Below are 25,031 nucleotides of genomic sequence, written 5' to 3'. Positions count from 1 at the left end.
CCGATACGACCGCTACGCCAACCACTTCTGCGCCTTCCTCACCCTCGCCGCCACCCTCACCTGCTACAAGAAACTCACCTACTGAGACATGGTCTTAGGTGTCTACGCGGCCAGCAAAGCGGCGCTGCGCTCGTTCGCGCGAACTTGGGCCAATGAGCTCAAAGGCTGCGGCATCCGCGTCAATGCCATCAGCCCCGGCACCATCGACACGCCCATGATCAGGTCGGGCGTCGAGGCCGACCCCGAGCAGGGTCCGCAGATCTTGGACTTCCTGATCTCGCGGATCCCGCTCGGCCGGATCGGCGTGCCGGATGACGTCGCCGACGTCATCCTCTTCCTCGCGTCCGACCAGAGCCGTTTCGTCACCGGATCCGAGCTGTTCGTGGACGGCGGCACCGTTCAGGTCTGAAAAATCCGGCGGGTCACGGGTACCGCCCTCGCCGGTACCCGTGGCCCGCCGGGGTCACTGTGCGAGCTCCACCCGCCACGCGGCCGCGGACTTGCCCGACGGCACGATGAGCGGCCAGACATCCGACCCGAGAAACCCCGATTCGTCCGCCGCCCGCGCCGCCGTGCAGCTGTCGCGGGAAAGCCCGTGCTCGGCCGCGAGCGCGGCCACGGCGTCCGTTGTGGACTGTCCGAACACACCATCGGTCGGCACGCCGTAACCCGCGGCGCGCAAGAACCGTTGCGCGGCAAGTACCTGAGCCCCCACGTCGCCGGGCTTCAGCAACGGCCACTCCGGCACTTCAGCCCGCGAAACCGCGACACCAAGCACGCGCGACACGGCCGTCCGCAGCTCCGGGAGCCGATCGTACAGCACTTGCCCGCAGCACTCCGTGGAATTGAAATCCCGGTGGCCCTTGATGAAATCCGGCGAAATCCCGTACTGATCGGCGATGTAGGCGACCAGGGACACCAGTGAATTCCACAGCGCCACCGGCACGTCGACCGTGCTGTACAGGCCTTCGTTCTCGATCCCGAGGCACTCGCTGTTGTGGTTGCCGACGTTCGCGCCCTGCACGTGCTGCTTGCCGCCGCGCAGGATCTCCAGGCTGCGGTGCCGGCCTTCCGTCACGTAGCCGCCGCGGCTGTTCGTGAACTGCTGGCCCGTGTCGATCCAGCCGCGGGTGTCCATGTGGAAGTTCTGGATGTCGCGTGAGATCTGCAGCGCGTGGGCCAGCGAATAGTCGGTGTTGTTGCCCGGGTCGACGGTGTGGTGCACCACGATGTACGTCGGCTTGTGGTTCTCGACCACGATCGCGCCCGTCGCGGGCCGCGCGTTCCACTCGTGCGTCGGGCGGATCTGCGGCGCGGTAACCGCTGTCGCCGTTCGCGCCCCGGCCAGGCCGAACGCGCCCGCCGCGGTGACCGTGAGCCCGCCCTTGAGCACGGCACGGCGAGTGGCTTCCCCCATGCGAATCTCCTCCGCCGGAAACAGCGCTGGAACGGCGTCGGGGGAAAGCTAACCCGCGGCGGAGATCATGACAACTTTTTGCCGACTTTCGTCGTACCCCGTGAGAACCAGTCCGTCAGTGTTCACCCGGCAGCGCGAACAGCCCGTTGTCCGTCTGCTCCAGCAATCCGTCGACCAGCAAGGAGTCGAGGCACCGGTCGCGCTGCCCGGCCTCGTGCCACACGACGTCCAGCCGCGCCTTCTCCACCGGCCCCTCGCTGCCGCGCAGCACGTCGAGCAGCAGGCCGCGCACCTGCCGGTCGGTGCCCGCGAACTTCTGCACGGGCTTGGCCGGCCCCGCGTACTCCGGGCGGCCGTTGTGCTGCCACGTGCAGGTGTCGTACACCGGGCAGTCGGCGCAGCGCGGTGCACGCGCGGTGCAGATCAGCGCGCCCAGCTCCATCAACGCCGCCGACAGCTTCGCCGCCGGCGCGTCCTCGGCCGGCAGCAGCGCCTCGACGTCGGCCATGTCGCGCGTGTTCGACGCCGGACCCGCGTCGCCGGCACCGTGCACGGCCCGCGCGACCACGCGCCGCACGTTCGTGTCGACGACCGGCGCCCGCTTGCCGTAGGCGAAAGCCGCCACGGCCCGCGCGGTGTACGCGCCGATGCCGGGCAGTGCGAGCAGGGTGTCCACATCGGACGGCACGACGTCACCGTGCTCGGCCGCGATCACCGTGGCCGCCGCGTGCAGCCGCAGGGCGCGGCGCGGGTAACCGAGCTTGCCCCACGCGCGCACGACCTCGCCGGTGGTCTCCGCGGCCAGCGCCGAGGGCACCGGCCAGCGCGCCATCCACTCGAGCCAGATCGGCTGCACCCGCGCGACCGGCGTCTGCTGCAGCATGATCTCGCTCACGAGCACGCCCCACGCGGAGCACTCCGGCTCCCGCCACGGCAGGTCTCGCCCGTGCGTGCCGAACCAGTCGATCAGAACGTCCGTGTCCACAGCCACGCCGACCATTGAAACCGACGCGGCTCAGACGACCTCGGTCAGGCTCCCGGTCTTCACGTCGTAGACGAATCCGCGCACGTTGTCGGTGTGCGGGAGGAAGTCGCTTCGCCGCACCCGCTCCATCGACACGCGCACGCTGTCCTCGACGTTGCGGAACGCCTCCACCGACCAGGTGGGCCGCAGTCCCGTGGCCTGTTCGAGCTCGTCCTTGAAGTCGTCCTCGGTCACCATCGACAGGCCGCACTCGGTGTGCTGCACGATCAGGACCTCGCGGGTGCCGAGCTTGCGCTGGCTGAGCGCGAGGGAGCGGATCATGTCGTCGGTGACCACGCCGCCGGCGTTGCGCAGCACGTGGGACTCACCTTGGATGAGGCCGAAGATCTCGAACACGCGCACGCGCGCGTCCATGCAGGTCAGGATGGCCACGTGCAACGAGGGTTTGGGCGACGAGCGGTCGCCTGGCACGACGTTGCCGAGTTCCTCGTTGCGCTTGAGAAGAACGTCGATGGAGGTCATGGTCACCTTTCGGCCACGCTTCCCCGACTACGCGGGCGGTCCCTCCCATCGAACCCGTCCGGAGCGCCCGTTACAACGGGATAGGTCCGAAGTCACGGGAAAACAGGGGACCCGTCAGCCGCCGAACCACGGCTCCTCGACCGTCCGCGGCGGGGCTGACGTGCGCCCGATCCGCAGCTCGGTGGGCAGCGTGATCACCTTCGGGCCCACGCGCTCGGCCGAGCCGAGCAGCAGCCGCCCCGCGACCTTGCCCTTCTCGAGCACGGGCTGGTGCACGGTGGTGAGCCCGAGGCGCTCGGCCTCGGCGATGCCGTCGAAGCCGGTCACAGTGAGGTCGAGCGGCACGCGCAGGCCCCGTCGTTCCGCTTCGGCCAGCGCGCCGAGCGCGAGGATGTCCGACGTGCAGATCACGGCCGTGACCTGCGGGTACGCGTCGAGCAGCTGGCGGGCGCCGGAAGCGCCGTCGTCCACGGTGTGGTCGAAGCGCTCGACCACGGGCACGGTGGCCCAGTCGACACCGGCGGCGGAGAACGCCGTGGCCAGGGCTTCGAGGCGGATGCGCTGCACGTGGAAGTGGGCGCTGCTCTGGCGCTGCGCGGTCACGAAGTCGTCGTTGCGCTCGCGGGCCAGGCGCATGCACAGCACGCCGACCTGCCGGTGGCCGAGTGAGACGAGGTGCTCGGCTAGGCGCGTGACGGCCGCCGCGTCGTCCGGGCCGACACGGTCCACACCTTCGATGCGCGGCTGGTCGATGATCACCGTGGGGACAGGCCGCTCCAGCACGGCGGCCAGGTGCGGATCGTCGTCGGGCACGGAGTAGACGACGAATCCGTCGACGCCGGCGCGGTGCACGGCGGCGACGTCTTCGCGGCCGGGGCTCGCGGGCACCAGGTGCAGGCCGACCCCGGCGTCCTCGCAGGCGAGGGCGAGGCCTTCGAGCACACCGACCGCTGCCGGGTCACGGAACGCGTACGACAGGTTCTCGGTGAGCAGCAGTCCGACCGCGCCGGCCTTGCGGGTGCGCAGCGAACGCGCTACGGGGTCCGGGCCGGGGTAACCGAGGCGGCGGGCGGTCTCGAGGATGCGCCGGCGCAGTTCGGGAGACAGCTGGTCGGGGCGGTTGTAAGCGTTGGACACGGTGGTCCTTGACACCCCGAGCTCCGCCGCCAGCGACGCCAATGTCGCCTGCCTCCGGGTGCGAATAGGACGGCCCATCCGCAAACCGTAACGGTTCAGATCGTTTTCCAGAAGCGACACCCCTGTGGTGAGTGTCTCGATCCGCTGAGTGACGGACGGGCCTTCTGCCACCCGGTGGAGCGGGTCCTGTCCTTCGGATGGGGTAAAGTGAATCTGACAACGATTTCCATTAGCTGATCGGTTCGACCCAGGAGAGTCTTCGATGAGTTCCCGCCTGAGTACCCGCCGCGCCCGCGGCGTGCTCGCCGCCGCTTCGGCTCTGACCGTGCTCGCGCTCAGCGCGTGCTCCGGCACCGACTCGGGTGGCGCCGGCACCGGTTCCGGTTCCGGCGCCTCCACGTCGGGCCAGATCAACGTCGTCGCGGCGACGGACGTGTGGGGCAGCGTGGTCACGGCCGTCGGCGGTGACAAGGTGCAGGTGAAGTCGATCATCCACGACCCGACGGCCGACCCGCACTCGTACGAGTCCACGGCCGACGACGCGCTGGCGGCCAAGAACGCGCAGCTCACGCTCGCCAACGGCGGCGGCTACGACGACTTCTTCGCCAAGCTGGCCGACCAGGCGCCGGGCGCGAAGAAGCTCGTGGCCTACGACATCGCCGCGACCGGCGACGAGAACGAGCACGTCTGGTTCGACCTGCCCGGCGTGGAGAAGGTGGCGGACCAGGTCGCCTCGGCGCTCGGCACGATCCAGCCGGCGTCGAAGCAGACCTTCGACGACAACGCCAAGGCGTTCAAGGGCCAGATCGACGCGCTGGTCAAGAAGACGGAAGCCCTCGGCGCCGCGCACCCGGGCACCAAGGTCGTGGTGACCGAGCCCGTGGCGCACTACCTGCTCGAGACCGCGAAGATCACCGACGCGACCCCGAAGGCCTTCTCGGACGCGGTCGAGAACGAGACGGACGTGCCCGCCACGGCCGTCAACGACTTCACGCAGCTCATCAAGAACAAGCAGGTCAAGGCCCTGATCAACAACGTCCAGACGGTCACCCCGCTGACCCAGCAGGTGGTGTCGGACGCGAAGGCGTCGAACGTCGCCGTGGTCGATGTGGCCGAGACGCTGCCCGCCGACGTCACGGGTTACATTGACTGGATGACCAAGGAAGTGGACTCGCTGTCCGGGGCTCTGAACAGCTGATGTCCGCCGCGCTCTCGACGGTTCGCCCCGCGGTTCGCGTCCGCGGGGCGGGCCTGGCGTTCGGCAGCCGCACCCTCTGGTCCGGGCTCGACCTCGATGTCGAGCAGGGCGAGTTCCTCGCGATCCTCGGCCCCAACGGGTCCGGCAAGAGCAGCCTGCTCAAGGCGTTGCTCGGCATGCAGAGCCTCTCGGCCGGCAGCATCGAGATCGCCGGCGGCCGCCCGGGCGGCGCCAACCGCAAGGTCGGCTACATCCCGCAGCAGCGCGCGATCGACGACGGCCTCACCCTGCGCGGCGTCGACCTCGTGGGCCTCGGTCTCGACGGGCACCGCTGGGGGACCGGCGTGTTCGGCATGCGCGACCGGCGGCGTCGCGTCGCGGAAGCGATCGAGGCCGTCGGCGGCACCGCGTACGCGAAGCAGCCGATCGGCCGGCTTTCCGGTGGTGAGCAGCAACGCCTCCGGGTGGCGCAGTCGCTGGTCGGTGACCCGTCCGTGCTGCTGTGCGACGAACCGCTCCTTTCGCTCGACCTCGCGCACCAGCGCGCCGTGAGCGAGTTGATCGACCGGCGCCGGCGCACGGCGGATACGGCCGTGCTGTTCGTGACGCACGAGATCAACCCGGTGCTGCAGTTCGTCGACCGCGTGTTGTACCTGGTCAACGGCTCGTTCCGCGTCGGCAAGCCCGACGAGGTGATGAACTCCGAGACGCTGTCCGAGCTGTACGGCACGCGCGTCGAGGTGCTGCGCGTCGGCGGGCAGATCCACATCGCGGGTTCGCAGAGCTCCCTGTGCGAAGACCAACCACACCACCACGAGCAGGAAGCAGTGGGCTGAGCCTTGGACGGCATGTTCGACTTCGCCAAGACGTGGGAGCTGATCACCGAGCTGGACGGCGTGCAGACAGCGCTCATCGCGGCTGCCGTGCTCGGGTTGCTCGCCGGCATCCTCGGCCCGCTGATCGTGATGCGCCGCATGTCCTTCGCGGTGCACGGCACGTCGGAGCTCGCCTTCACCGGCGCGGCGGGCGCGCTGCTGATCGGTGTCGGCGTCGAGTACGGCGCGCTCCTCGGAGCCGTGGCCGCCGCGCTGCTGCTCGGCATCCTCGGCACCCGCGATGCCGACCGCGACTCCGTGATCGGCGTGATCCTGTCGTTCGGCCTCGGCATGGGTGTGCTGCTGCTGTCGTTCTACAAGGGACGGTCGGCCAACAAGTTCGGCATTCTCACCGGCCAGATCATCACCGTGGACTCGACGAACCTGACGTCACTGGTGATCTCGGCGGTCGCCGTGCTGGCCGTGCTGGCGTGCGTCTACCGGCCCCTGCTGTTCGCCAGCGTGGACCGCAACGTCGCCGTCGCGCGCGGGGTGCCGGTGAAGACCCTGACGGTGGTGTTCTCCCTGCTCGTCGGCGTCGCCACGGCGCTGAGCGTGCAGATCGTCGGGTCGCTGCTGGTGGTCGCCCTGATGGTGACCCCGGCCGCGGCCGCCGCCCGCGTCACGGCCAGCCCGTTGCGCGCAACGGTGCTGTCGGTGATCTTCGCGGAGGTCGCGGCCCTGGGCGGCATCATCCTGTCGCTCGCCCCCGGCAAACCGGTGAGCGCCTTCGTCACGGCCATCTCGTTCCTCATCTACCTGGTCTGCCGCGTCATCTCCTGGGCGCGCGACCGCCGCACCGGCGTCCGCGTGACCGCACCGGCCGAACGCCGTCCGGTCCCGGTCGGCTGACTCCGTAGCCCTGCACCCAGGCCGTGCAGACGACTTCCTGGTTGTCCGTGATCGGGTTCGGGAACCAGGCGCAAGCCCGGTAACGGGGGCCGCCAATCGGCCGGCGGTAATCCGTGTAGCCCTGGCCGACGGCCAAGTGGTCGGTCCGGTCGCTGTCGATCCACACGTCGGCCGGCCGGCTCTTGGCGGCTTTCACGGTCCCGGGGTAAGCGATGACGCTCACGAACCCGCCGTTGGCCGCGGTGCGGCAGTTGCGATAGGCGCCATGGTCGCTGCAGCCCTGCAGTGTCGTTGTGACCGCTTTGCCTGGATCGGGTGATCAGCCCACCGGGTGGGCGGCCATCGCCGTCTTCACCGCGTTGATGAAGCCGTCGTTCGTGAACGGCACGAGGCCGCCGACGACGTTGCGTTCCACGGCCTGCAGCACGACCACCCGCGAGTTCACCAACTCGTTGACCGCTGCCGCCTGGGGCGTCTTGTCGGTGGAGTAGGCGAGGTAGGTCAGGTTCGTGAACGCCGCGGAGAGGTAGCGCGAGGACGCGAGGCTGAACGAGTCGCCGTAGACCAGCGTCGGCTCGGCGATCGTGCCGGGCAGGGGCGCCGAGGTGCGATGCACCGGAGTGTCGATGTTGGAGATGAAGCCGGCCGCGCGGTCGGTGACGCCGTCGGGCTCGAGGGTGTACTGCGTGTTCGACTTGGTGCCCGACTTGCCGATCAGCAGCGGCAGGTCGGCAACGCCGTCGTACGTGCCGTCCGGAGTGGACAGCCAGCTCTTGGTGACCCCGGGCTGCACCGCCTCGGCGACGGTGCGCGTCAGGACGAGGCCGCCTTCGTCGCGCCAGTGTGTGTCGTTGGGGGCGTAGATCGGGTGGCCGACGCGGGCGGCGGACGCGGCGAGCGCCGGGCGCAGGTCCAGGGAGTGGCCGACGGTGGTCATCTTGTACCAGTCGTTCGGCGCGGCGGCCTGCGAGCACTCCTTGCCCGGGTAGCTGCCGGGGAGGAACTGGGGCACCATCGTCGTCTTGTCCGGTGTCACCACGAAGATGAACTTGCGCCCGGACGCCTCGACGGCGGTGCGCAGCTCGTTGACCTTCTTGAGCGTGGTGTCGATGTCCTGCGTGGGCGTGCACTTCGCCTCGGCGTCGTAGCCGTAGTACAGCCAGCCGTCGAGGCCCTGCACGACCTTGCGGTAGCCGGCCTGGTTGCTGCCCGGCAGGCTCGGCGTGGCCGGGCCCTGGTTGGGCGCGCCCGGCTGCTGCAGCGGCGGCGCGGGGATCGGGCCGGAGTCGGACGACGAACCCTGGTCGAGGGGCGCGTCCTCGCCGAAGATCGCGCGGCTGACGCCGTCGGCGGCGTTGATGGCGCTCGCGCGGAAGGACAGCTGGTCGACGGCCCACGTCGGCAGGCCGGTGAAGAAGCCGAAGCCGTCGGAGATGCTGGGGAACCCCGCGAGCTTGTGGTTCTCGATCTCGGTCGGGCGCACGCCGAACACCCACAGCAGCGTGGGCGTGGTGAAGAACAGCAGCGCGCAGATCAGCGCTGTGAGCTGCCGCTTGCCGTGCCGCGGACGGTGCAGCGCGTGCTCGCGGGGCAGGTACGCCTCGTGGACGGCTGGCAGCTGATGGGGTTGGGACGCCACTCGATCACGGTAGCCACTTCGGGTGAACGGGGTGTGGGCAACCACCGAAAAGTCAGCCGAGCATGAGCAGGACCTGCAGCTCACCGACGATGAACCCGATCACACCACCCACGGCGATCAGCTTCCACTCGTCCTGGCGGAACGCCGGGCGCAGCAACCCTTCGAACTCCAGGGGCGTCATCGCGAGCATGCGCTGCTCGATGACCTTGGCGACGTCCATCGCCTGCGTGAGGTAGCCCTCGGCGTAGCGGACGGTCTGCGGCAACTCCGCCAGCGCCCGCCGCGCGGCCTCGTGCTTCATCTCCTGCAGCCGGCGCCCGCCGACGGCCAGCGTGAGCACGGGCTTCGCGAGACTGGCCTGCTCGTCGACGGCGTGGCCCACCGCGCGTTCGACCATCGCCACGAGCCGGTCGGACTTCGGGCCGCGCAGCAGGGCTTCGAGCAGATTCGCCGTGGTCAGGACTTCGCCGGCGATGAGCTCGCCGTACTGCCGGGCGACCTCCGCGCGGCGGCGCTGGAACTTGCCCTGCAGGATCACGCGGCCCACGCGAACGGGCTCACGGGGTAGGAAGATCATCTTGATCGCGAGCCAGTCGGTGAACAGGCCGATGCAGCCGCCGAAGATCGGCAGCACGAGCGGCTCGCGCGTCAATGCCCACACGATCGCCTGCACGATGCCGAGGCCGAACCCGAAGAAGATGCCGGCGCGGGCGATGAAGGCCATCTCGGGCCGCGAGGTCTCGCGGATCAGCCGCACGAGCAGGGCCTTGTCGCGGGTGAGGCTTTCGACGGTCATGTGCCGCACGTCGAGCACTTCGTCGAGGTTGTCGCGCACGTCCTCCAGGAACTCACGCACGAGCCGCGGCGCGTTGGCCTGGACCTGCTTGATCAGCAGCTCCTGTGCGAGCGTCGGCAACACTTCCCACAGCCTCGGGTGGTGCTGCTCCAGCACATCGCGCGCGATCGCGTCGACGGCCCGCAGCAGCGGCTGCTCCAGCTCGCGCGTGACGATGACCGGGTCGATCTTTTCGAAGATCTCCTTGAGGTCGAGCAGGTTCGTGGTCAGCAGGTCGGTGGCGATGGCCGCCATCCGGCCGCCGTGCTTGGGCACCACGCCCTGCCACCCGAGGAACGGCTTGATCCCGACGAACTCCAGCGGGCGGAACATCATCTCGATCGCGACGCGCTTGGTGACGTAGCCGATGAGCGCGGCGATGAACGGCATCGTGGCGTAGATCGGCCAGTGCCGCGCGAGGTCGTCGAGGACTGCGTCCAAACCGGCCTCCCTCCACTCGCCGGAGAAACCGTATCGCAGTTGTCAGTGCAACAGGACCAGCGCCTGGAGCTCGCCCACCAGCCCGCCGATGACCGCGCCGACGGCGATCAGCTTCCATTCGTCCTGCCGGAACGCCGGGCGCAGCAGTTGTTCGAATTCCCACGGCGTGAGCTCGCGCATCCGGTCGACGATCGTGTTGCGCACGTCGAGCGCGTTCACGGCGTAGTCCTCGGCGTGGCGGATCGTCTCGGGCACGCGTTGCGCGGCGATCGCGGCGGCCGTCTGCTTCATTTCCTGAAAGCGCTTCGTGCCGACGGCGATCGCGACGAACGGTTTCACCACGCTCGCCTGCGCGTCGATCGTCTTCTGCACCTCGCGCGTGATCATGGTGAACAGACGGTCGGACTTCGGGCCGCCAGCACGGCTTCCAGCAGGTTGGGCACGGTGATGATCTCGCGCGCGATCATGTCGCCGTAGTCGGCGGCGACCTGGTCACGGCGCTTCTGGAACACGCCCTGCCAGATGAAGAGGCCGAAGAACCGTTTCGTCTCGCGGGGCAGGAAGATCATCTTACACGCGAGCCAGTCGGTGAACCAGCCGATGCCGAGACCGAACAGCGGCAGCACGATCGGAGATTTCGTGAACGTCCACACGAGCAGCTGAACGCAGCCCAGAATGAAGCCGAACACGATTCCAGAACGCGCGATGAACCGCATTTCGGGCTTCGAGATGTCCCGGATCAGGCGGTTGAGGAGCGCCTTGTCGCGCACGAGGTTGGCCACGACCATGTGCCTGAGGTCGAGCACATCTTCGATGTCGGCCGCGATTTCCCGCATGATCTTCGTGATCCCGCGCGGCGCTTCGGCCTGCACGCGCTTGAGCAGCAACTGCTGCGCGGCCGTCGGCAGCACCTCCCACAGCCGCGGCTGATAGGTCTCCATCACCTCACGCGTGACGTCTTCGACGACTTCGAGCAGCGGTTCTTCGATTTCCTTGGCGACCTGCGCGGGGTCGAGACGTGCGAAAATCTCCTTCGGATCGACGAGGGTCGTGGTGAGCATTTCCGTCGCGGTCGTCGCCATGCGTTCGGCGTTCGCTGGCAGCACGCCCTGCCAGCCGAGGAATGGTCTGATGCCGGCGAACTCCAGCGGGCGGAACATCATTTCGATGGCCACGCGCTTGGTGACGTAGCCGATCAGCGCGGCGATGAACGGCATCGTCGCGTAGACCTGCCAATGGTGCACCGCGCTTGCCTCCCCGTATCGCGCTCACGCGCACGGTAGCGGGCGGCGGGCACTGCGTCGGGGAGCCGCGTCGGGCGTTCACCGGTTCGGGCTCTGCCGGCTTCGGGCTTGCTCGGCCGCGGATCAACGGTGGCGGCTCGCCGGGGCCACGAATTCACCGGACTCGTGCCGGTCGGGCCGAAGATCGATCCGGCGCGGCGGCGCGGACCGTCCATTCCGGTCTCCCGTCGTTTCCGTATTGTTCGCCCTGTCGTCCCTCCTCGTCTGCGATGCCATGCGTGACCGGGGGTTGTGCGTTTTGTAATGCAGCCGTTTGGCGGTACGTAAACACGGACCTGCCCTCACTAAGGTGGCCCGATGGTCGCGCCTGAGAAGTCCGAAGCCAACCCCAAGAGCGCCCCGTTCGCCGTCGCCGTCAGGGGTTACAACCAACGCCAGGTCGACGAGCGGCTCACGGCGCTCTCGCGCGAGCTGAGGGAGACGTCCCACAGCCGTGACGAGGCCATCGCGACGGCCGGCGAGTTGTCCAAGGCGCTCACCACCACGCAGAACGAGCTGTCCGAGACGAAGGCCGCGCTCGTGCGGCTGAGCTCGAGCCCGTCCGGCGCCGGCGCCATGGCCGAGCGCGTGCGCATGATGATGCAACTCGCCGAGGAGGAAATCGCCGACCTCCGCGCCGCGGCTGAAGCCGACGCCGCCGCCACGCGCGCCGAGGCCGACAAGTACGCGCACGAGTCGCAGCGCACTGTCGAGCGTCTGGGCAAGGAGGCGGAAGCCGAGCGCGAGCGGCTGCTGTCGGAGGCGCAGGAGGACATCGCGTCCCGGATCGCCGCGGCCGAGGCGGACATCGACGAGCGCACGGCTGCCGCGGACGCGGACATCGAGCGTCGGACCCGGGCTGCCGACGAGGACATCGCTTCGCGGACGGCTGCGGCGAATGAAGACATCGCTTCGCGGACGGCTGCGGCGGACGAGGACATCGCGACGCGCACGGCGGCGGCGGACGAGGACATCGCGACGCGCACGGCTGCGGCGGACGAGGACATCGCGACGCGCACCGCCGCTGCGAACGAAGACATCGCCACGCGCACCGCAGCCGCCAACGAGGACATCGCGACCCGCACGGCCGCCGCCGACCGCGCCCGCGCGGAAGCCGACGAAGCCGCCGACCGCGCCCGCGCCGAAGCCGACGAAGCGGCCACCCGCGCCCGCGTCGAGGCCGACGCCGCCGCCGAAGCCGCCTCCGCCGCTGCACGCGCCGAGGCCGACCGCGTCGCGTCCGAGGAGATCGCCGGCAAGCGCTCGCAGACGGACGCCGCTCTCGCCGACGCGCTCGAGAAGCAGACCGAGGCCACCGAAGCGCGCACCCTGGCGCTCGACCTGCGTGCAAAGGTGGCGGACCGATTGGCGGCTACCAATGTCGCCGTTCAGGAAGCCCTGCGCCTGCTGAATCCGGCGGACCAGGCGGCTACGGAGCCGGAGTCCGTTGAGGACGCTGCTTCCGAGGACTCGGCTGCCGCCACTCGCTGACCCACCCTTTCGCGGGCCCACCACACCGGTGGGCCCGCTTTTTTTCGGCTTCGCCTCGCGCACCATGGCTGTTCGCCCTGAGAATGTCCCAGTCCACCGGCGCCGGGCTGCGGAGGTTTCGTCTGTTGATCCTCGAAGACGAACGGGCGGCCCTCTGCTCCTACGCCCGCCGCCTCGCGCCGGACGGCCTGGCCGTCGCCACCTCCGGCAACCTCTCCATCCGCGACGGTGCGCTGGTCGCCGTCACCCCCACCGGCGTGGACTACTCGACTTTGGCGCCTTCGGACATCCCCATCGTCGGCCTGGACGGGGACGTGGTCGACGGCCGTCTCCGGCCCACCAGCGAACTCCCCATGCACCTGACCATCTACAACCACGCCACCGAGCCCGACGGCGCCCCGGTCAACGCGGTCGTCCACACGCACTCCGCCCACGCCACCGCCGTCTCGACGCTGGTCGACGAGCTCCCACCCATCCACTACCTGGTGGCCACCATCGGCCCCTCCGTCCGGGTCGCCCCCTACGCGACCTACGGCACCCACGCCTTGGCCACGCACATCCTCCCGGCGCTGGACTCCCGCCGCGGCTGCCTGCTGGCCAACCACGGCACCGTCACCTACGGGTCCACGCTCGCTGCGGCTTATGACCGGGCTCGGCAGCTGGAGTGGCTGTGTCAGGTGTGGCTGCTGGCACGGTCGGCCGGCACGCCGGCGTTGTTGCCGGCGGCGGAGATCGAGCAGGTGGTGGAAAAGCTGCGTGGTTACGGGCAGGGTTGAAGCGTTGCCCGCAGCCGCTCGATGTCGCGCAGCACCCTGTCGCGATTCTTCGCCGCTTTCAACCACACGGGCAGCTTGGCGACCATCGTCATCCTCCGCCGCCACTCACCCTCGCCGACAACGACCTTTTCCCGAAGCCTCGCGCTGACAAAGGCCTCGAGGTAATCAAGGTGCGCTTCGTTGTACGCCCACAGCACATTCCCGCCGCAATCGCCCTGCAACCACAGCGGCTCCCTCAGATACGGATCGCACACAGTCCTGGACGGCGCCGGCCCATGTCGCGCTCGGCCCCTCTGGCCCCGCGCATACCCGCACCGCCCACACACCAGCCGCCGGGCCTCGCACAGGTCCGCATCCGCCCCCGGCACGACAACCACCCGGGCGCATTCCGCACAGCGTGGGCACCGCACCAGCACCTCACCGGCGGCGAAATGCCACGCGGTCAGCCGCTGGTCGCGGAACCGCCGCTGATCGGCCGTCAAGTTGGCCCCTTCGGCCGTCAGAACTGACCATGGAGCTCTAGGGTACGCAGGCGGCAGCCGGTTCTCCTTGCCATTTTCGGCCGGTTAGAACTGGTAGTACAAAAACGGACTGAACGTCCCGGTAGCCACCAGAATCGCGGCATACACCAGCCCCGCCGTCATCACGCCCACGCGCAGAGCCGTCGCCGGACGCGTCCGTGAGGATTCGAGCAGCGGTCCCGTGACCGGGTGCGCCGGGAGGGCGAACACGGTGAGGGCCAGGAGCAGGATCACCAGGCGCTGGTTGGTCAACGCGCTCGAAACCACGTCGCCGAGGCCGCCGAAGTCCGGGAGGAGCATGTGGCCGATCATGCTCAGCGCGTGTGGCAGGTCGGTGGAGCGGAAGAAGACCCAGCCGAACACCACGAGGACCAGAGTCAGCACCCGGCGGGCGATGCGGGCGACCGGGCCGGCCGGGGTGTCGCCCAGGTTGAAGCGGCGTTCGATGACCAGCAGGGCGCCGTGGTAGCAGCCCCAGACCAGGAAGGTCCATTGGGCGCCGTGCCAGAAGCCGGTGAGGACGAAGACGATGCAGAGGTTGCGGTAGGTCTTGCCGGCGCCCGAGCGGTTGCCGCCGAGGGGGATGTAGACGTAGTCGCGGAACCACCGGGACAGGGACATGTGCCAGCGGCGCCAGAATTCCGTGATGGTGACCGACGAGTACGGCCGCGCGAAGTTCTCCGGCAGGCGGAAGCCGAGCATGCGGCCGAGGCCGATGGCCATGTCCGAGTAGCCCGAGAAGTCGAAGAACAGCTGCAGCGTGTAGCCGATGGCGCCGAGCCAGGCCGTCGCGAACGTCATCTGGTCGGGGGGCGTGGAGAAGCACGCTTCGACCATCGGGCTGAGCGAGTCGGCGACGATGGACTTCTTGCACAGCCCCAGGGCGAACCGCGGGAAGCCGGCGGCGATGTCGTCGAGGCGGTGGGAACGTTGCTGCGGCAGCTGGTCCGCGATCTCGCGGTAGCGCACGATGGGACCGGCGATGAGCTGCGGGAACATCGCGATGTACGCCGCGAACGACACGGGGTTGCGGAGCGCGCGACGCTCGCCGCGGTAGATGTCCACGATGTACGAAATATGGTGGAACGTGTAGAACGAGATGCCGATCGGCACCACGATGCTCGCGACGCCGACGTCACCGCCGAACCAGTGCGCGACGGCCGCGATCTGCTGCGTCGCGAAGCCCGCGTACTTCCAGATGACGAGCACCAGCACGTCGAGCGTGACGAGGCCGATGAGGATCCGCTTGCGCCGCTTGCCGTGGACGTCCCAGGGGCTGGGCTCGAGCGCCGGCCCGGCGAGGAAGTTGACGGTCATGCAGCCGAGCAGCAGGAACAGGTACGGCCCGGCGCCGATCGTGTAGAACAGCAGGCTCGCCACCGCGACGATGCCGTTGCGCCAGCTGCGCGGGCACACCAGCACGGCGACCAGCACCGCGGGCATGAAGTACCACAAGAACAGCGGCGAGACGAACGACATCGGTGATGGACCCCCTCGGTTCCGGAGCTGACCTTAGCCCGAGTGGGTGGCCCAGTGGAGTGAAGCCCGTCGGATCCCGGTGCGAATCACTGAGGGTGGTGGCTGAAGGGGCAACCGGGCCGGTCACACCGGGGGGTTCAGACCACTGCCGGGCCGCCTCGACAACAGGCAGCCCGGCAGCAATCGACCAGAAACGTCAGCTCAGCCGGCCCGCCACCCGGCGACGGCGCGCTACCTCCGCCAGCAGCACGCCGGCGGCCACCGAGGCGTTGAGGGACTCGACGCCCGCCGCCATCGGGATGGACACCGTGGCGTCGCAGGTCTCGCGCACCAGGCGCGACAGGCCGCGGCCCTCGGAGCCGAGGACGATGACCAGCGGGTCCGCCGCGAGCTCCAGGGAGTCGATGTCCACGGTGCCGTCCGCGTCGAGGCCCACGATCATCAGGCCCTCCGACGCCCACGCCTTCAGCTGGCGCGTGAGGTTCGTCGCGACGGCGATGGGGAGCTTGGCGGCCGTGCCGGCGCTCGTGCGCCACGCGACGGCCGTCATGCCGGCGCTGCGGCGTTCGGGCAGGAGCACGCCCTGGGCGCCGAACGCGGCCGCCGACCGGATCACCGCGCCGAGGTTGCGCGGGTCCGTCACGCCGTCCAGCGCGACGAACAGCGGGGTGTTGCCGGAGTCGCGCGCGGCTGCCATGAGGTCGTCCGGGTGGGCGTACTCGAACGGCGGCACCTGAAGGCCCAGGCCCTGGTGCATGGCGCGGTTGGTCTTGCGGTCGAGCTCCTCGCGCGGGATCTCCAGGATGGAGATGCCCTTGTCGGCCGCGAGGCGCACGGCCTCGTTCACGCGGTCGTCGATCTCGATGTTCACCGCCACGTACAGCGCGGTGCCCGGGACGTCGGCGCGCAGTGCCTCGACGACCGGGTTGCGGCCGGCGATGAGCTCCGGGCGGTCGGCCTTCTTCTGCCGCGCCTGCTCCCGCGTCTTCGCGGCGTTGGCGGCGCGGTACGCCTTGTGCCCGGGCCGGTCCTCGGCCTTCGGCGTGGGGCCCTTGCCCTCGAGCGCCTTGCGCCGCTGCCCGCCGGAGCCGACGACCTGGCCCTTCTTGGTGCCGGTCTTGCGGACGGCGCCCTGACGCCGTGAGTTGCCTGCCATGTGTAACCGAGTCCTTAATCCACCGCAGTGGAACGGATCAGGAGTTCCTGACCGTCCACTGCGGACCGTTCGGGGTGTCCTCAACCACGATGCCCGCCTGCGTGAGGCGGTCACGAGCGGCGTCCGCGCGCGCGAAGTCCTTCGCGGCGCGCGCCTCCTGGCGTTCGGCCAGCAAGCCTTGCACGAGCTCGTCGAGCGCTTCGCGGACGGGGGTCTCGCTGCCGCCGCCGTCGGCCCAGCGGTCCGAGAGCGGGTCGATGCCGAGCACGTCGGTCATCGCGCGCACCGAAGAAGCCAGTTCGAGTGCCTTGGAGGTATCGCCCGCGTCGAGCGCGGCATTACCGTCACGCACCGTGTTGTGCACCACGGCGAACGCGGCCGGCGTGGCCAGGTCGTCGTCCAGCGCCGTGGCGAAATCCGGCTGCACGGCGCCCGCGAGCACCTCGCCGGCGGCCGCCGCGCGCCGCAGGAACGCCTCGATGCGGCGGTAACCCTGCGCCGCCTCCGCGACCGCGCCGTCGGAGTACTCGACGGTGGAGCGGTAGTGCGGCTGCACGAGGTAGTAGCGCAGCTCGGGGGCGCGGTAGCGCTCCAGCATCGCCGGGATCGACACGGTGTTGCCCAGCGACTTCGACATCTTCTCGCCGGACATCGTCACCCACGCGTTGTGCAGCCAGTACCGCGCGAACGGGTCGCCGACGGCGTTCGACTGCGCGCGCTCGTTCTCGTGGTGCGGGAAGACCAGGTCGACGCCGCCGCCGTGGATGTCGAACTCCGGGCCGAGGTAGTTGGTCGACATCGCCGAGCACTCCAGGTGCCAGCCCGGCCGCCCGTTGCCCCACGGCGTCGGCCACGACGGCTCGCCCGGCTTCGCGCTCTTCCACAGCGTGAAGTCGCGGGAGTCGCGCTTGCCGCGGGTCGGGGTCTCGCCCTGCTGCACCTCGTCGAGCTGCTGGCCCGAGAGCTTGCCGTAGCCGTCGAACGACTTCACCGAGAAGTAGACGTCACCGTCGGCCGCGTACGCGTGCCCGCTGTCGATCAGCCGCTGCATGAGCGTGATCATCTGCGTGATGTGCCCGGTCGCGCGCGGGTTGACCGACGGCGGGAGGCAGCCCAGGTCGTCGTACGCCTTCTCGAACGCGCGCTCGTGCGTGGTCGCCCACTCCCACCACGGCCGGCCCGCTTCGGCGGCCTTGGTGAGGATCTTGTCGTCGATGTCGGTGACGTTGCGGACCAGGAGCACGTCGAGTCCACTGTGGAGCAGCCAGCGCCGCAGGACGTCGTAGTTCAGCACTCCCCGCACGTGCCCGATGTGGGGCACGCCCTGCACGGTGGCGCCACACAGGTAGATGGACGCCGTTCCGCTGCGGACGGGAACGAACTCCCGAGGGGCACGGGTCGCGGTGTCGAACAGGTGTAGGGCCACCCATAAAGGGTACGGGGTCGGTGTGGGCGATGTCGCAAGACGTCAAAAGACGTCGTGCTTGCGCAAAGCCCCGAGAAGTGCGTCCGGCCGTTCGGCGGTCGGCAGCGGGTCGACGAGCTCGAACGCGCAGCCCAGCGCACGGGCGCCGCCGTCGGCCTCTTCGCTGTCGCCGACCATCAGCGTCTCTTCGGCGCGCACGCCCAGCTGGTCGAGGGCGGTGCGGAAGATCTCGAGCTGCGGTTTGACGGCTCCGACCTCGAAGGACAGCACGAATCCTGCGACGTGCGCGTCCCAGCCGCGTTGGGTGAAGGCGGGGCGGATGTCGAAGGCGATGTTGCTGAGGACCCCGACCTTGCGGCCGGCCGAGGCGCCGAGTTTGAGGGCGGCCTCGGTGTCGGGGTAGGGCGTCCACTCGCTGGGGGTGATGAGCCGGTTGTAGAGGGCCTCGGCCTGGTCGCGGTGGGGGACGCCGGAGCGGGAGAGGACCTCGAGGTAGACCTTGCGGTGGAGGGCTGGGTCGAGGTCGCGGTCGTTCCAGGCCTGTTGGTATTCGCGGTCGAGTTCGACGACCTGGCCGACGGGTGCGGTCATGCGGCGCATGAGTTCGGTCTGGGCTTCGAGGTCGAGGGATTGGCCGTGGTCGTCGATGACGTCGGTGAGCCAGGAGGAGTCCTGCTCTAGGCGGAAGAGGGTGCCGGAGAAGTCGAAGAGGACTGCGTTGATGGCCACGGGGGTCACTTTAGCCAGGTGTGGGATTTGCGGGAGCTGGTCTGATGGGGTCGGGTTCTTGGTTCTTCGCGGGTCCGGCGTAGGTCGGCGTAGGTCCGTCCCAGGTCCTCGCAGGGCGTGTTGCGTCGGGGGTGCACCCCGAAGCTGGATTGTGTTGACAGGAGGCTTCGGATCGGGGTGCGGGGGAGGGGCTGGGTGCGGGGTTGGGTCGCGTGGGTGGGTGGCGGTTGGTGAGGGTGGACGCGGCCTGGGTGGGGCGCAAGTTGGGTGGGCGGGTGGCGGTTGGGCAGTGGCCGGAGCGCCCCAATGTGGCGTTCGGTGCGTTGAGCGCAACCAATGCCGCATTGGTGCGTTCGGTGCAACGAACGCCGCATTGGGGCGTCTGGTGGAGCGAATGTGGCGTTGGTGCGTGGGTGCGCCCGATGCCGCGTTGGGGGCGAGGGGCGAAGAGGCGAGGTCAGTCGCGGATCAGCAAGGCGGTGGCGATGGCGGCGATGCCTTCGCCGCGGCCGGTGAGGCCCAGGCCGTCGGTGGTGGTGCCGGCGACGCCGACCGGGGCGCCGAGGGCGGTGCCGAGGGTGTCTTGGGCTTCGGTGCGGCGTTTGCCGATGCGGGGGTGGTTGCCGATGATCTGGACGGTGGCGTTGGCGACGCGCCAGCCTTCTCCCTCGATGAGCGCGCGGACTTCGGCGAGCATGTCGGTGCCGTGGGCGCCGTCCATGCGGGGGTCGCCGGTGCCGAAGACGGCGCCGAGGTCGCCGAGGCCGGCGGCGGACAGCAGGGCGTCGCAGAGGGCGTGGGAGGCGACGTCGCCGTCGGAGTGGCCGGCGCAGCCGTCGACGCCGGGCCAGAGCAGGCCGGCCATCCAGCAGTCGCGGCCGGGTTCGATGGGGTGGACGTCGACGCCGTTGCCCACACGCAGGTCGGTCACAGCGGGGCCTCCTGGTCGCCGCCGGCCACGAGGGCTTCGGCGAGCGTGAGTTCGAAGGCGCTCGCGACGCGCATGGCGTCGGGATCGCCGGGGACGGTGGTCGCGCCGGCCACGGAGTCGAGGCCGGGGGTGGGGCTCGAAGCCAGCGCCGCGCGGAACGCGTCGAGCGAGAAGCCGATGGGGGTCTGGGCGGTGCGCAGGCCGTCGCGGTCGACGGTGGCGGTGATCAAGCCGGCGTCGGTCGCCTTCACGGTGTCCGCCATCGGGAGCACCGGGACTACGACAGACGCACCTGCACGGACCGTGTTCAGTACATCACGGACAGTCCGTTGTGGAGTAAAGGCGCGCAGGGCGTCGTGGACGAGAACCACCGCACCGGGGGAAAGTGAGGGCTCGACGGCAGGGAAAACCTGCCGGAGCGACGCGCCGGGGACGAACCGGCAGCGATCGGACAGTTCCGGACCGAGGTCCGACGCTGTGCCCGAAAACAGAGCGTCCGAAAACGACTCAGCACACCGAGAAGGGGCTGACACGAGCACCAGATCGAGCTCCGGTGTGCCGAGCAGCCCCCGCACGGTGTGCTTGAGAAGAACTTCACCGTTCACCGTCGTGAGAGCACGCTCTTCATCGGCGGTGTGGTGTGCGACAGTCACGAACGCGACGCTCTGCACCTGCTGGTTCATCGGGTCGTGATCGTAGAGAAGTGGCTGCCCGGTGCCTCCGCCGGGAGCCGGTTGACCCCGGGGGTCAGACCGTCGCGGTTTCCAGAACTTCGTCGAGGAGTGTTTCCGCCTTGTCCTCGTCGGTGCCTTCCGCGAGCGCGAGCTCGCTGACCAGAATTTGCCGCGCCTTCGCCAGCATGCGCTTCTCGCCGGCTGAAAGTCCGCGGTCCTTCTCTCGCCGCCAGAGGTCGCGCACCACTTCGGCCACCTTGTTCACATCGCCGGAGGCGAGCTTCTCCAGGTTGGCCTTGTACCGACGAGACCAGTTCGTGGGCTCTTCGGTGTGGGGAGCACGCAGTACGTCGAAAACCTTGTCCAGTCCTTCTTGCCCGACGACATCACGCACACCGACGATCTCGGCGTTGTCAGCAGGCACGCGAACCGTAAGATCCCCTTGCGCGACTTTGAGGACGAGGTACTTCTTCTCCTCGCCCTTGATCACGCGGGTCTCGATGGCTTCGATGAGTGCGGCACCGTGGTGCGGGTAGACGACGGTCTCTCCGACCTTGAAAACCATGTGTCCTCTGCCCCTTTCGCTGATGCCATCTTAGCACGGTCTTCAGATGGCCACCTAGCGGCCCGGGATCGTCGTCGCAGGTCAGCGGCTTGGCGGGGGTTGACAAACCTGAATCGCCCGTGCTCATGCAGGTGATGGGGAAGGCGTTGATCAGCAGGTTCGAAATCCTAAATGGACGGTTGATCTTGGGTCTCGGCGCACCCGTTGGGCCCACCGGTTCCGCGTGCGTGCGGGCGCCCGGCTAGTCTTCGTCGTGACGAGGCCGTGAGATGGAAGGACTCCGACGTGAGGCTGCAGAAACGTCGCGTGCTCGGCGCAGGTGTGTCGGCGCTCGGTGCCGCGCTGGTGCTCGCCGGTTGCGGGGCCGGTCAGATCACCCAGACCGACACGCAGCAGCCTGCGGTCAACGGCACGTACGCGCAGGTGAAGACCCTGGTGCTGCGTGACGCCGCGGTGCAGTACCCCGCGCAGGGCGCCGCCTACTCGGCCGGCCAGCCCGCGCCGCTCACGCTCACGATCGTCAACCAGGGCGCCCAGGACGACCAGCTCGTCTCGGTCAGCTCGGAGGGCACGAAGTCGCCGGCGCAGATCAGCGGCGCCACCGACATCGTCGCCGGTCACACGCTGGTCATCGGCCCGGACGACGCCGTCGAGTCGACCAACGAGCAGGCCGCGCCGACCACGTCGAGCTCGGCTTCCACGCCGCCCACCGACACCTCCTCGGGCGCTCCGACCGCCACGAGCAGCGCGTCCCCGGGCGACGGCGGCGCGGCCACGAAGCTGGGTCAGGGCACGGTCGTGCTGCAGGACCTCACGCAGCCGCTGTGGCCGGGCATGACGATCAACGTCACCTTCACCTTCCGCAACGCGGGCCCGATCACCGTCGCGATGCCGGTCGCCGCGCCGGCGCACGTCGAGCCCTGACGGATTTTGTCGGTACCCGCCGATAGCCTCGGCGCGTGGTGAAGAAGACCAACACCGTCTACCGGTGCGCGGAATGCGGGTACGAAGCCGCGAAGTGGCTCGGCCGCTGCCCGGAGTGCCAGGCCTGGGGCTCGCTCGAGGAGCGGGGCGGGGTCAAACCGGCGATCACGCGAGTGGCCGCGGGTGCGCCGAGCGCGCCCGCGCGGCCCATCGGCGAAGTCGACGTCGAGACGGCCCGCGCGAAGGCGACGGGCGTCTCCGAACTCGACCGCGTGCTCGGTGGCGGGCTCGTGCCCGGCGCCGTGGTGCTGCTGGCCGGCGAACCGGGTGTCGGCAAGTCGACCCTGCTGCTCGAAGTGGCGTTCCAGTGGGCCAAGACGGCCGGGCGCTCCCTGTACGTCACGGGTGAGGAGTCGGCCGGACAGGTCCGCCTGCGGGCCGAGCGCACGGGCAACGTGCACGGCGAGATGTTCCTCGCGGCCGAGAGCGACCTGTCGGCGGTCCTGGGCCACGTCGATGCCGTGAAGCCGGGTGTGCTGATCGTCGACTCGGTGCAGACGATGGCGTCACCGCAGGTGGAGGGCTCGCCGGGCGGGGTCACGCAGGTGCGTGCGGTCGCGGCGGGGCTCGTGGCGCTCGCCAAGGAACGCGGGCTGCCCGTGGTGCTGGTCGGCCACGTGACGAAGGACGGCTCGGTCGCCGGTCCGCGTGTCCTGGAGCACCTCGTCGACGTCGTGCTGCAGTTCGAAGGCGACAAGCACTCGACGCTGCGCATGGTGCGCGGCATCAAGAACCGCTTCGGCGCGGCCGACGAGATCGGCTGCTTCGAGCTCACCGAGGGCGGCATCGTCGGCGTGCCCGACCCGTCCGGGCTGTTCATGAGCCGCACCGCCGAACCGGTGCCGGGCACGGCCATCACGGTCGCCATGGAGGGCAAACGCCCGCTGCTGGGCGAGGTGCAGGCGCTGGTGTCGAGCACGAGCATGCCGCAGCCCAGGCGCGCGGTGAGCGGCCTCGACTCCTCGCGCGTGGCGATGGTCCTCGCCGTGCTGGAGAAGCGCGGCCGGCTGAAGCTGGGTGACAAGGACGTCTACGTCGCCACGGTCGGTGGGATGAAGATCACCGAGCCCTCGATCGACCTCGCGCTGGTCCTGGCGCTCACCTCGTCGATGCACGACGTCGCGTTGTCCCAGCGCCTGGTCGCCGTCGGCGAGGTCGGGCTGGCCGGCGAGGTGCGCCGGGTGCCCAATGTCGCACGCCGCCTCGCCGAGGCCGCGCGCCTCGGCTACACCCACGCCCTCGTGCCACCCGACTCCGGCAAGCTGCCCGACGGCATCCGTGCACTCGAGGTCGGCGACGTCGCCAGTGCCCTCAACGCCGCCAACCACGCGAAGTGATCACGACCCGAATTCGCTGGTGATCTCGAAGCTGAAGTCCGCGGCGCTGAGCGGCTCGCCTGGGCGGATCCCGTAGAAGTTCTGGTTCGTGACGTTCTTCGCGCTGATCAGCTCGGAAGTCGCGGTGTCGACGTGCACCACCAGCTGGTGGTTGCCGTAGCTGACCGTGTAGGTCTCGGTGCCGGCGTCCGCCTTCCACCTGGTGGCCTGGCCGCGCAGAAGGTCGATGATCGCCGCCCGCACCGGGCGCGGCGCGAGTCCCGAGGACAGCACGGTGAGCAGGCGCATCTGGGTGTCGCCGGGTGCCGCGTAGGCCGCGACGGCGGACCCGGGGCTGGGCGGCTGCGGTGTCTTCGCCGTGGTCGTCGTGCCGGTCGGCTCCTCGAAGAGGCCGGGGTACGACTGCATGGGCGGGAGGATCTCGGTGGCGCTGTCCGAGAGCCGCTGGGGCGGAGACGACGTGCTCGTGACGTCTTTCAGCAGCGCCGCGGGAGCCGTCGGCAGGTTTTCGACGAACGCCGGGGTCGGCCGGTCCCAGCCGCCGGGGACGTCCCCATTCCAGCCGCCGGGGTAGGGGAACGGCGCCTTGAAGTCGCCGCCCGCGGCGATCTGCGTGGTGGAGTCCGGGCCGGGCAGGCTCGACTGGTCGTACTTCTGGCCCGTGATGACCACCGGGTCGCCCTGGCGGGTCCACTTGCGCATCCACAGGTCCGACCGGTCCGCCGGGATCCAGAACTCGACCTTCTGCTGCACGGCGAACGCGCTGCGGTCGGCCACCCACTCGATGTCCGTGTAGGTGTTGGTCACGTGGGTGTACTGACCGGGACCGGGCTGCACGTCGGCGGTCGCCGTGGCCGCCGGAGCGACCGTGGCGGGTCGCTCGGCGACCTCGCGGGCCACGACCACGCCACCGGTCACGACGGCGACGGCCGCGGCCACGGCGATCCAGCGCCACGTGCCGGCACGCTTCTTCCTCGCCGGGGAAGCGATGTGCGCGTGGCCGGTTTCGGCGGCGGCGGCCCGCAGCAGCGTCGCGCGGGCGCGGTCCAGCTCCGCGGGGTCCGTGCGGACGTGGGGGTGCAGGACGTCGAGGGCTTCGTCGAGCTCGGCGTCGGACCACAGGTGGCGCACGTTGTCGTCGTTCACAGTTCCTTCGCCTCCTCGGCGGTCTCGGTGGTGCTCTGGACGGAGGCGGCGTTGGCCCGCAGCCAGCGCCGGATGCGGTGCAGCCGCGAGCGGATCGTGCCAGGCGGTACGCCCAGCGCTTCGGCGACCTCCGTCGGCTCGAGCCCGGCCCACGACACGAGCAGCAGCGTGTCGCGGTCGGCGGCGTTGAGCTTGGCCAGCGCGCCGGCGAGCTGGGCCGCGCGGGTCTGCGCGTCCACTTGCTCGGCGACGCGGCCATCGTGCCCGGCCGTGGCGTGCTCGCCGGTGGCCGCGAGCCGCGCGGTCGCCCTCAGCGCCCGCGTCTCGCTGCGGATGTGGTGGCGCAGCAGGTTCGTCGCGATCCCGTACAGCCACGAGCGCGCCGTGCCCAGGTCCGGCCGGTACGACTCGCGCCGCCGCAGCGCGACGAGGAACGTCTCGGCCACGAGGTCGTGGGCGGCGTCGTCGCCGACGCGGCGCGCGAGGTAGCGGTGCAGCTGGCGCGAATGTGCGTCGAAGAGCCGCCCGAACACGGGCGCCGGATCGGGAACGCCCAGGTCGGGACGGTCGAACGAGTCCGGCAACGCCGCCTCCGGACCGTCGTGGATCACCTGCATGCCCCGTGTTGCCCG

The 25,031-nt window shown here is 69.8% G+C and carries 24 protein-coding genes and 1 pseudogene; 8 read left to right on the top strand and 17 right to left on the bottom strand.

Annotated elements, in window-relative coordinates:
* Positions 1-88 precede the first annotated feature (88 nt).
* Positions 89-409, top strand: a complete 321-nt coding sequence (locus AB0K15_RS15755) for an SDR family oxidoreductase (protein ID WP_364049908.1) — start codon at positions 89-91, stop codon at positions 407-409.
* 54 nt (positions 410-463) lie between these two features.
* Here the strand turns inward: AB0K15_RS15755 and AB0K15_RS15750 are convergent, their stop codons facing one another.
* From AB0K15_RS15750 to AB0K15_RS15735, 4 genes are all read right to left on the bottom strand, one after another.
* Positions 464-1,417, bottom strand: coding sequence for an N-acetylmuramoyl-L-alanine amidase (locus tag AB0K15_RS15750; protein ID WP_364049906.1), 954 nt, complete (start codon positions 1,415-1,417; stop codon positions 464-466).
* Positions 1,418-1,532: 115 nt separating this feature from the next.
* Positions 1,533-2,417 carry an A/G-specific adenine glycosylase gene (locus AB0K15_RS15745; protein WP_364049904.1) on the bottom strand — a complete coding sequence of 295 codons (885 nt, stop codon included), beginning with the start codon at positions 2,415-2,417 and terminating at the stop codon, positions 1,533-1,535.
* A gap of 15 nt (positions 2,418-2,432) precedes the next feature.
* Positions 2,433-2,924 carry a carbonic anhydrase gene (locus tag AB0K15_RS15740; RefSeq protein ID WP_364049902.1) on the bottom strand — a complete coding sequence of 164 codons (492 nt, stop codon included), beginning with the start codon at positions 2,922-2,924 and terminating at the stop codon, positions 2,433-2,435.
* Positions 2,925-3,038: 114 nt separating this feature from the next.
* Complete coding sequence (locus tag AB0K15_RS15735; protein WP_364049900.1) at positions 3,039-4,139, bottom strand: LacI family DNA-binding transcriptional regulator; 1,101 nt, start codon at positions 4,137-4,139, stop codon at positions 3,039-3,041.
* Positions 4,140-4,335: 196 nt separating this feature from the next.
* Between AB0K15_RS15735 and AB0K15_RS15730 the strand changes: the two genes are divergently transcribed.
* Genes AB0K15_RS15730 through AB0K15_RS15720 form a run of 3 tightly spaced genes read left to right on the top strand, consistent with a single transcriptional unit; the run spans position 4,336 to position 6,986 of the window.
* Positions 4,336-5,259 carry a zinc ABC transporter substrate-binding protein gene (locus AB0K15_RS15730; RefSeq protein WP_364049971.1) on the top strand — a complete coding sequence of 308 codons (924 nt, stop codon included), beginning with the start codon at positions 4,336-4,338 and terminating at the stop codon, positions 5,257-5,259.
* Positions 5,259-6,095 (top strand): metal ABC transporter ATP-binding protein, encoded by an 837-nt coding sequence (locus tag AB0K15_RS15725; protein WP_364049898.1) that lies wholly within the window; start codon positions 5,259-5,261, stop codon positions 6,093-6,095. Before AB0K15_RS15730 ends, AB0K15_RS15725 begins: the two co-directional genes overlap by 1 nt.
* A gap of 3 nt (positions 6,096-6,098) precedes the next feature.
* A complete protein-coding gene (locus AB0K15_RS15720) occupies positions 6,099-6,986 on the top strand; it encodes a metal ABC transporter permease (protein WP_364049896.1) in 888 nt (295 codons plus the stop codon).
* Between the two features lie 319 nt (positions 6,987-7,305).
* On the opposite strand, the gene AB0K15_RS15715 is transcribed toward AB0K15_RS15720, so the two are convergent.
* The 3 genes and pseudogenes from AB0K15_RS15715 to AB0K15_RS15705 form a co-directional block, all read right to left on the bottom strand.
* Positions 7,306-8,625, bottom strand: coding sequence for a hypothetical protein (locus tag AB0K15_RS15715; protein WP_364049894.1), 1,320 nt, complete (start codon positions 8,623-8,625; stop codon positions 7,306-7,308).
* Between the two features lie 52 nt (positions 8,626-8,677).
* Complete coding sequence (locus AB0K15_RS15710; RefSeq protein ID WP_364049892.1) at positions 8,678-9,901, bottom strand: DUF445 domain-containing protein; 1,224 nt, start codon at positions 9,899-9,901, stop codon at positions 8,678-8,680.
* Positions 9,902-9,943: 42 nt separating this feature from the next.
* A pseudogene (locus AB0K15_RS15705) lies at positions 9,944-11,118 on the bottom strand (DUF445 family protein).
* A 384-nt stretch (positions 11,119-11,502) separates the two neighbouring features.
* Here AB0K15_RS15705 and AB0K15_RS15700 point away from each other — a divergent pair.
* Together AB0K15_RS15700 and AB0K15_RS15695 are read left to right on the top strand one after the other, a co-directional pair.
* Complete coding sequence (locus AB0K15_RS15700) at positions 11,503-12,675, top strand: hypothetical protein (protein WP_364049890.1); 1,173 nt, start codon at positions 11,503-11,505, stop codon at positions 12,673-12,675.
* Between the two features lie 125 nt (positions 12,676-12,800).
* Complete coding sequence (locus AB0K15_RS15695; protein WP_364049888.1) at positions 12,801-13,451, top strand: class II aldolase/adducin family protein; 651 nt, start codon at positions 12,801-12,803, stop codon at positions 13,449-13,451.
* Here the strand turns inward: AB0K15_RS15695 and AB0K15_RS15690 are convergent.
* The 8 genes from AB0K15_RS15690 to AB0K15_RS15655 all read right to left on the bottom strand — a co-directional run bounded on the left by AB0K15_RS15690 (position 13,436) and on the right by AB0K15_RS15655 (position 20,932).
* Positions 13,436-13,933, bottom strand: coding sequence for a TFIIB-type zinc ribbon-containing protein (locus AB0K15_RS15690; RefSeq protein ID WP_364049886.1), 498 nt, complete (start codon positions 13,931-13,933; stop codon positions 13,436-13,438). The two genes, AB0K15_RS15695 and AB0K15_RS15690, sit on opposite strands and share 16 nt — an antisense overlap.
* Positions 13,934-14,017: 84 nt before the next feature.
* Positions 14,018-15,451, bottom strand: coding sequence for an MBOAT family protein (locus tag AB0K15_RS15685; protein ID WP_364049884.1), 1,434 nt, complete (start codon positions 15,449-15,451; stop codon positions 14,018-14,020).
* Positions 15,452-15,647: 196 nt separating this feature from the next.
* Entirely contained in the window at positions 15,648-16,607 is a 960-nt protein-coding gene (gene rlmB, locus AB0K15_RS15680) for a 23S rRNA (guanosine(2251)-2'-O)-methyltransferase RlmB (protein ID WP_364049882.1), read from the bottom strand.
* 37 nt (positions 16,608-16,644) lie between these two features.
* Entirely contained in the window at positions 16,645-18,033 is a 1,389-nt protein-coding gene (gene cysS / locus AB0K15_RS15675; RefSeq protein WP_364049880.1) for a cysteine--tRNA ligase, read from the bottom strand.
* A 42-nt stretch (positions 18,034-18,075) separates the two neighbouring features.
* A complete protein-coding gene (locus tag AB0K15_RS15670; protein WP_364049878.1) occupies positions 18,076-18,762 on the bottom strand; it encodes an HAD family hydrolase in 687 nt (228 codons plus the stop codon).
* A gap of 457 nt (positions 18,763-19,219) precedes the next feature.
* Complete coding sequence (gene ispF, locus AB0K15_RS15665; RefSeq protein ID WP_364049969.1) at positions 19,220-19,684, bottom strand: 2-C-methyl-D-erythritol 2,4-cyclodiphosphate synthase; 465 nt, start codon at positions 19,682-19,684, stop codon at positions 19,220-19,222.
* A gap of 5 nt (positions 19,685-19,689) precedes the next feature.
* The gene (locus tag AB0K15_RS15660; protein WP_364049876.1) at positions 19,690-20,376 is read right to left on the bottom strand and encodes a 2-C-methyl-D-erythritol 4-phosphate cytidylyltransferase; all 687 of its coding nucleotides are present in this window, start codon (positions 20,374-20,376) and stop codon (positions 19,690-19,692) included.
* 64 nt (positions 20,377-20,440) lie between these two features.
* The gene (locus tag AB0K15_RS15655) at positions 20,441-20,932 is read right to left on the bottom strand and encodes a CarD family transcriptional regulator (protein WP_033294400.1); all 492 of its coding nucleotides are present in this window, start codon (positions 20,930-20,932) and stop codon (positions 20,441-20,443) included.
* 285 nt (positions 20,933-21,217) lie between these two features.
* Here AB0K15_RS15655 and AB0K15_RS15650 point away from each other — a divergent pair, with 285 nt between their 5' ends.
* Positions 21,218-21,856, top strand: a complete 639-nt coding sequence (locus tag AB0K15_RS15650; protein WP_364049874.1) for a hypothetical protein — start codon at positions 21,218-21,220, stop codon at positions 21,854-21,856.
* A 35-nt stretch (positions 21,857-21,891) separates the two neighbouring features.
* Positions 21,892-23,253, top strand: coding sequence for a DNA repair protein RadA (gene radA / locus AB0K15_RS15645; protein WP_364049872.1), 1,362 nt, complete (start codon positions 21,892-21,894; stop codon positions 23,251-23,253).
* Here the strand turns inward: radA and AB0K15_RS15640 are convergent, their stop codons facing one another.
* Both AB0K15_RS15640 and AB0K15_RS15635 read right to left on the bottom strand, forming a co-directional pair.
* The gene (locus AB0K15_RS15640; RefSeq protein WP_364049870.1) at positions 23,254-24,399 is read right to left on the bottom strand and encodes a hypothetical protein; all 1,146 of its coding nucleotides are present in this window, start codon (positions 24,397-24,399) and stop codon (positions 23,254-23,256) included.
* Positions 24,396-25,016 carry a sigma-70 family RNA polymerase sigma factor gene (locus AB0K15_RS15635; protein WP_364049868.1) on the bottom strand — a complete coding sequence of 207 codons (621 nt, stop codon included), beginning with the start codon at positions 25,014-25,016 and terminating at the stop codon, positions 24,396-24,398. The genes AB0K15_RS15640 and AB0K15_RS15635 overlap by 4 nt, the downstream gene beginning before the upstream one ends.
* Positions 25,017-25,031: the final 15 nt, after the last annotated feature.

The sequence above is a fragment of the Amycolatopsis sp. NPDC049253 genome (assembly GCF_040678995.1).
GTDB lineage: Bacteria > Actinomycetota > Actinomycetes > Mycobacteriales > Pseudonocardiaceae > Amycolatopsis.
This window is presented reverse-complemented; position numbering and strand designations above follow the sequence as displayed.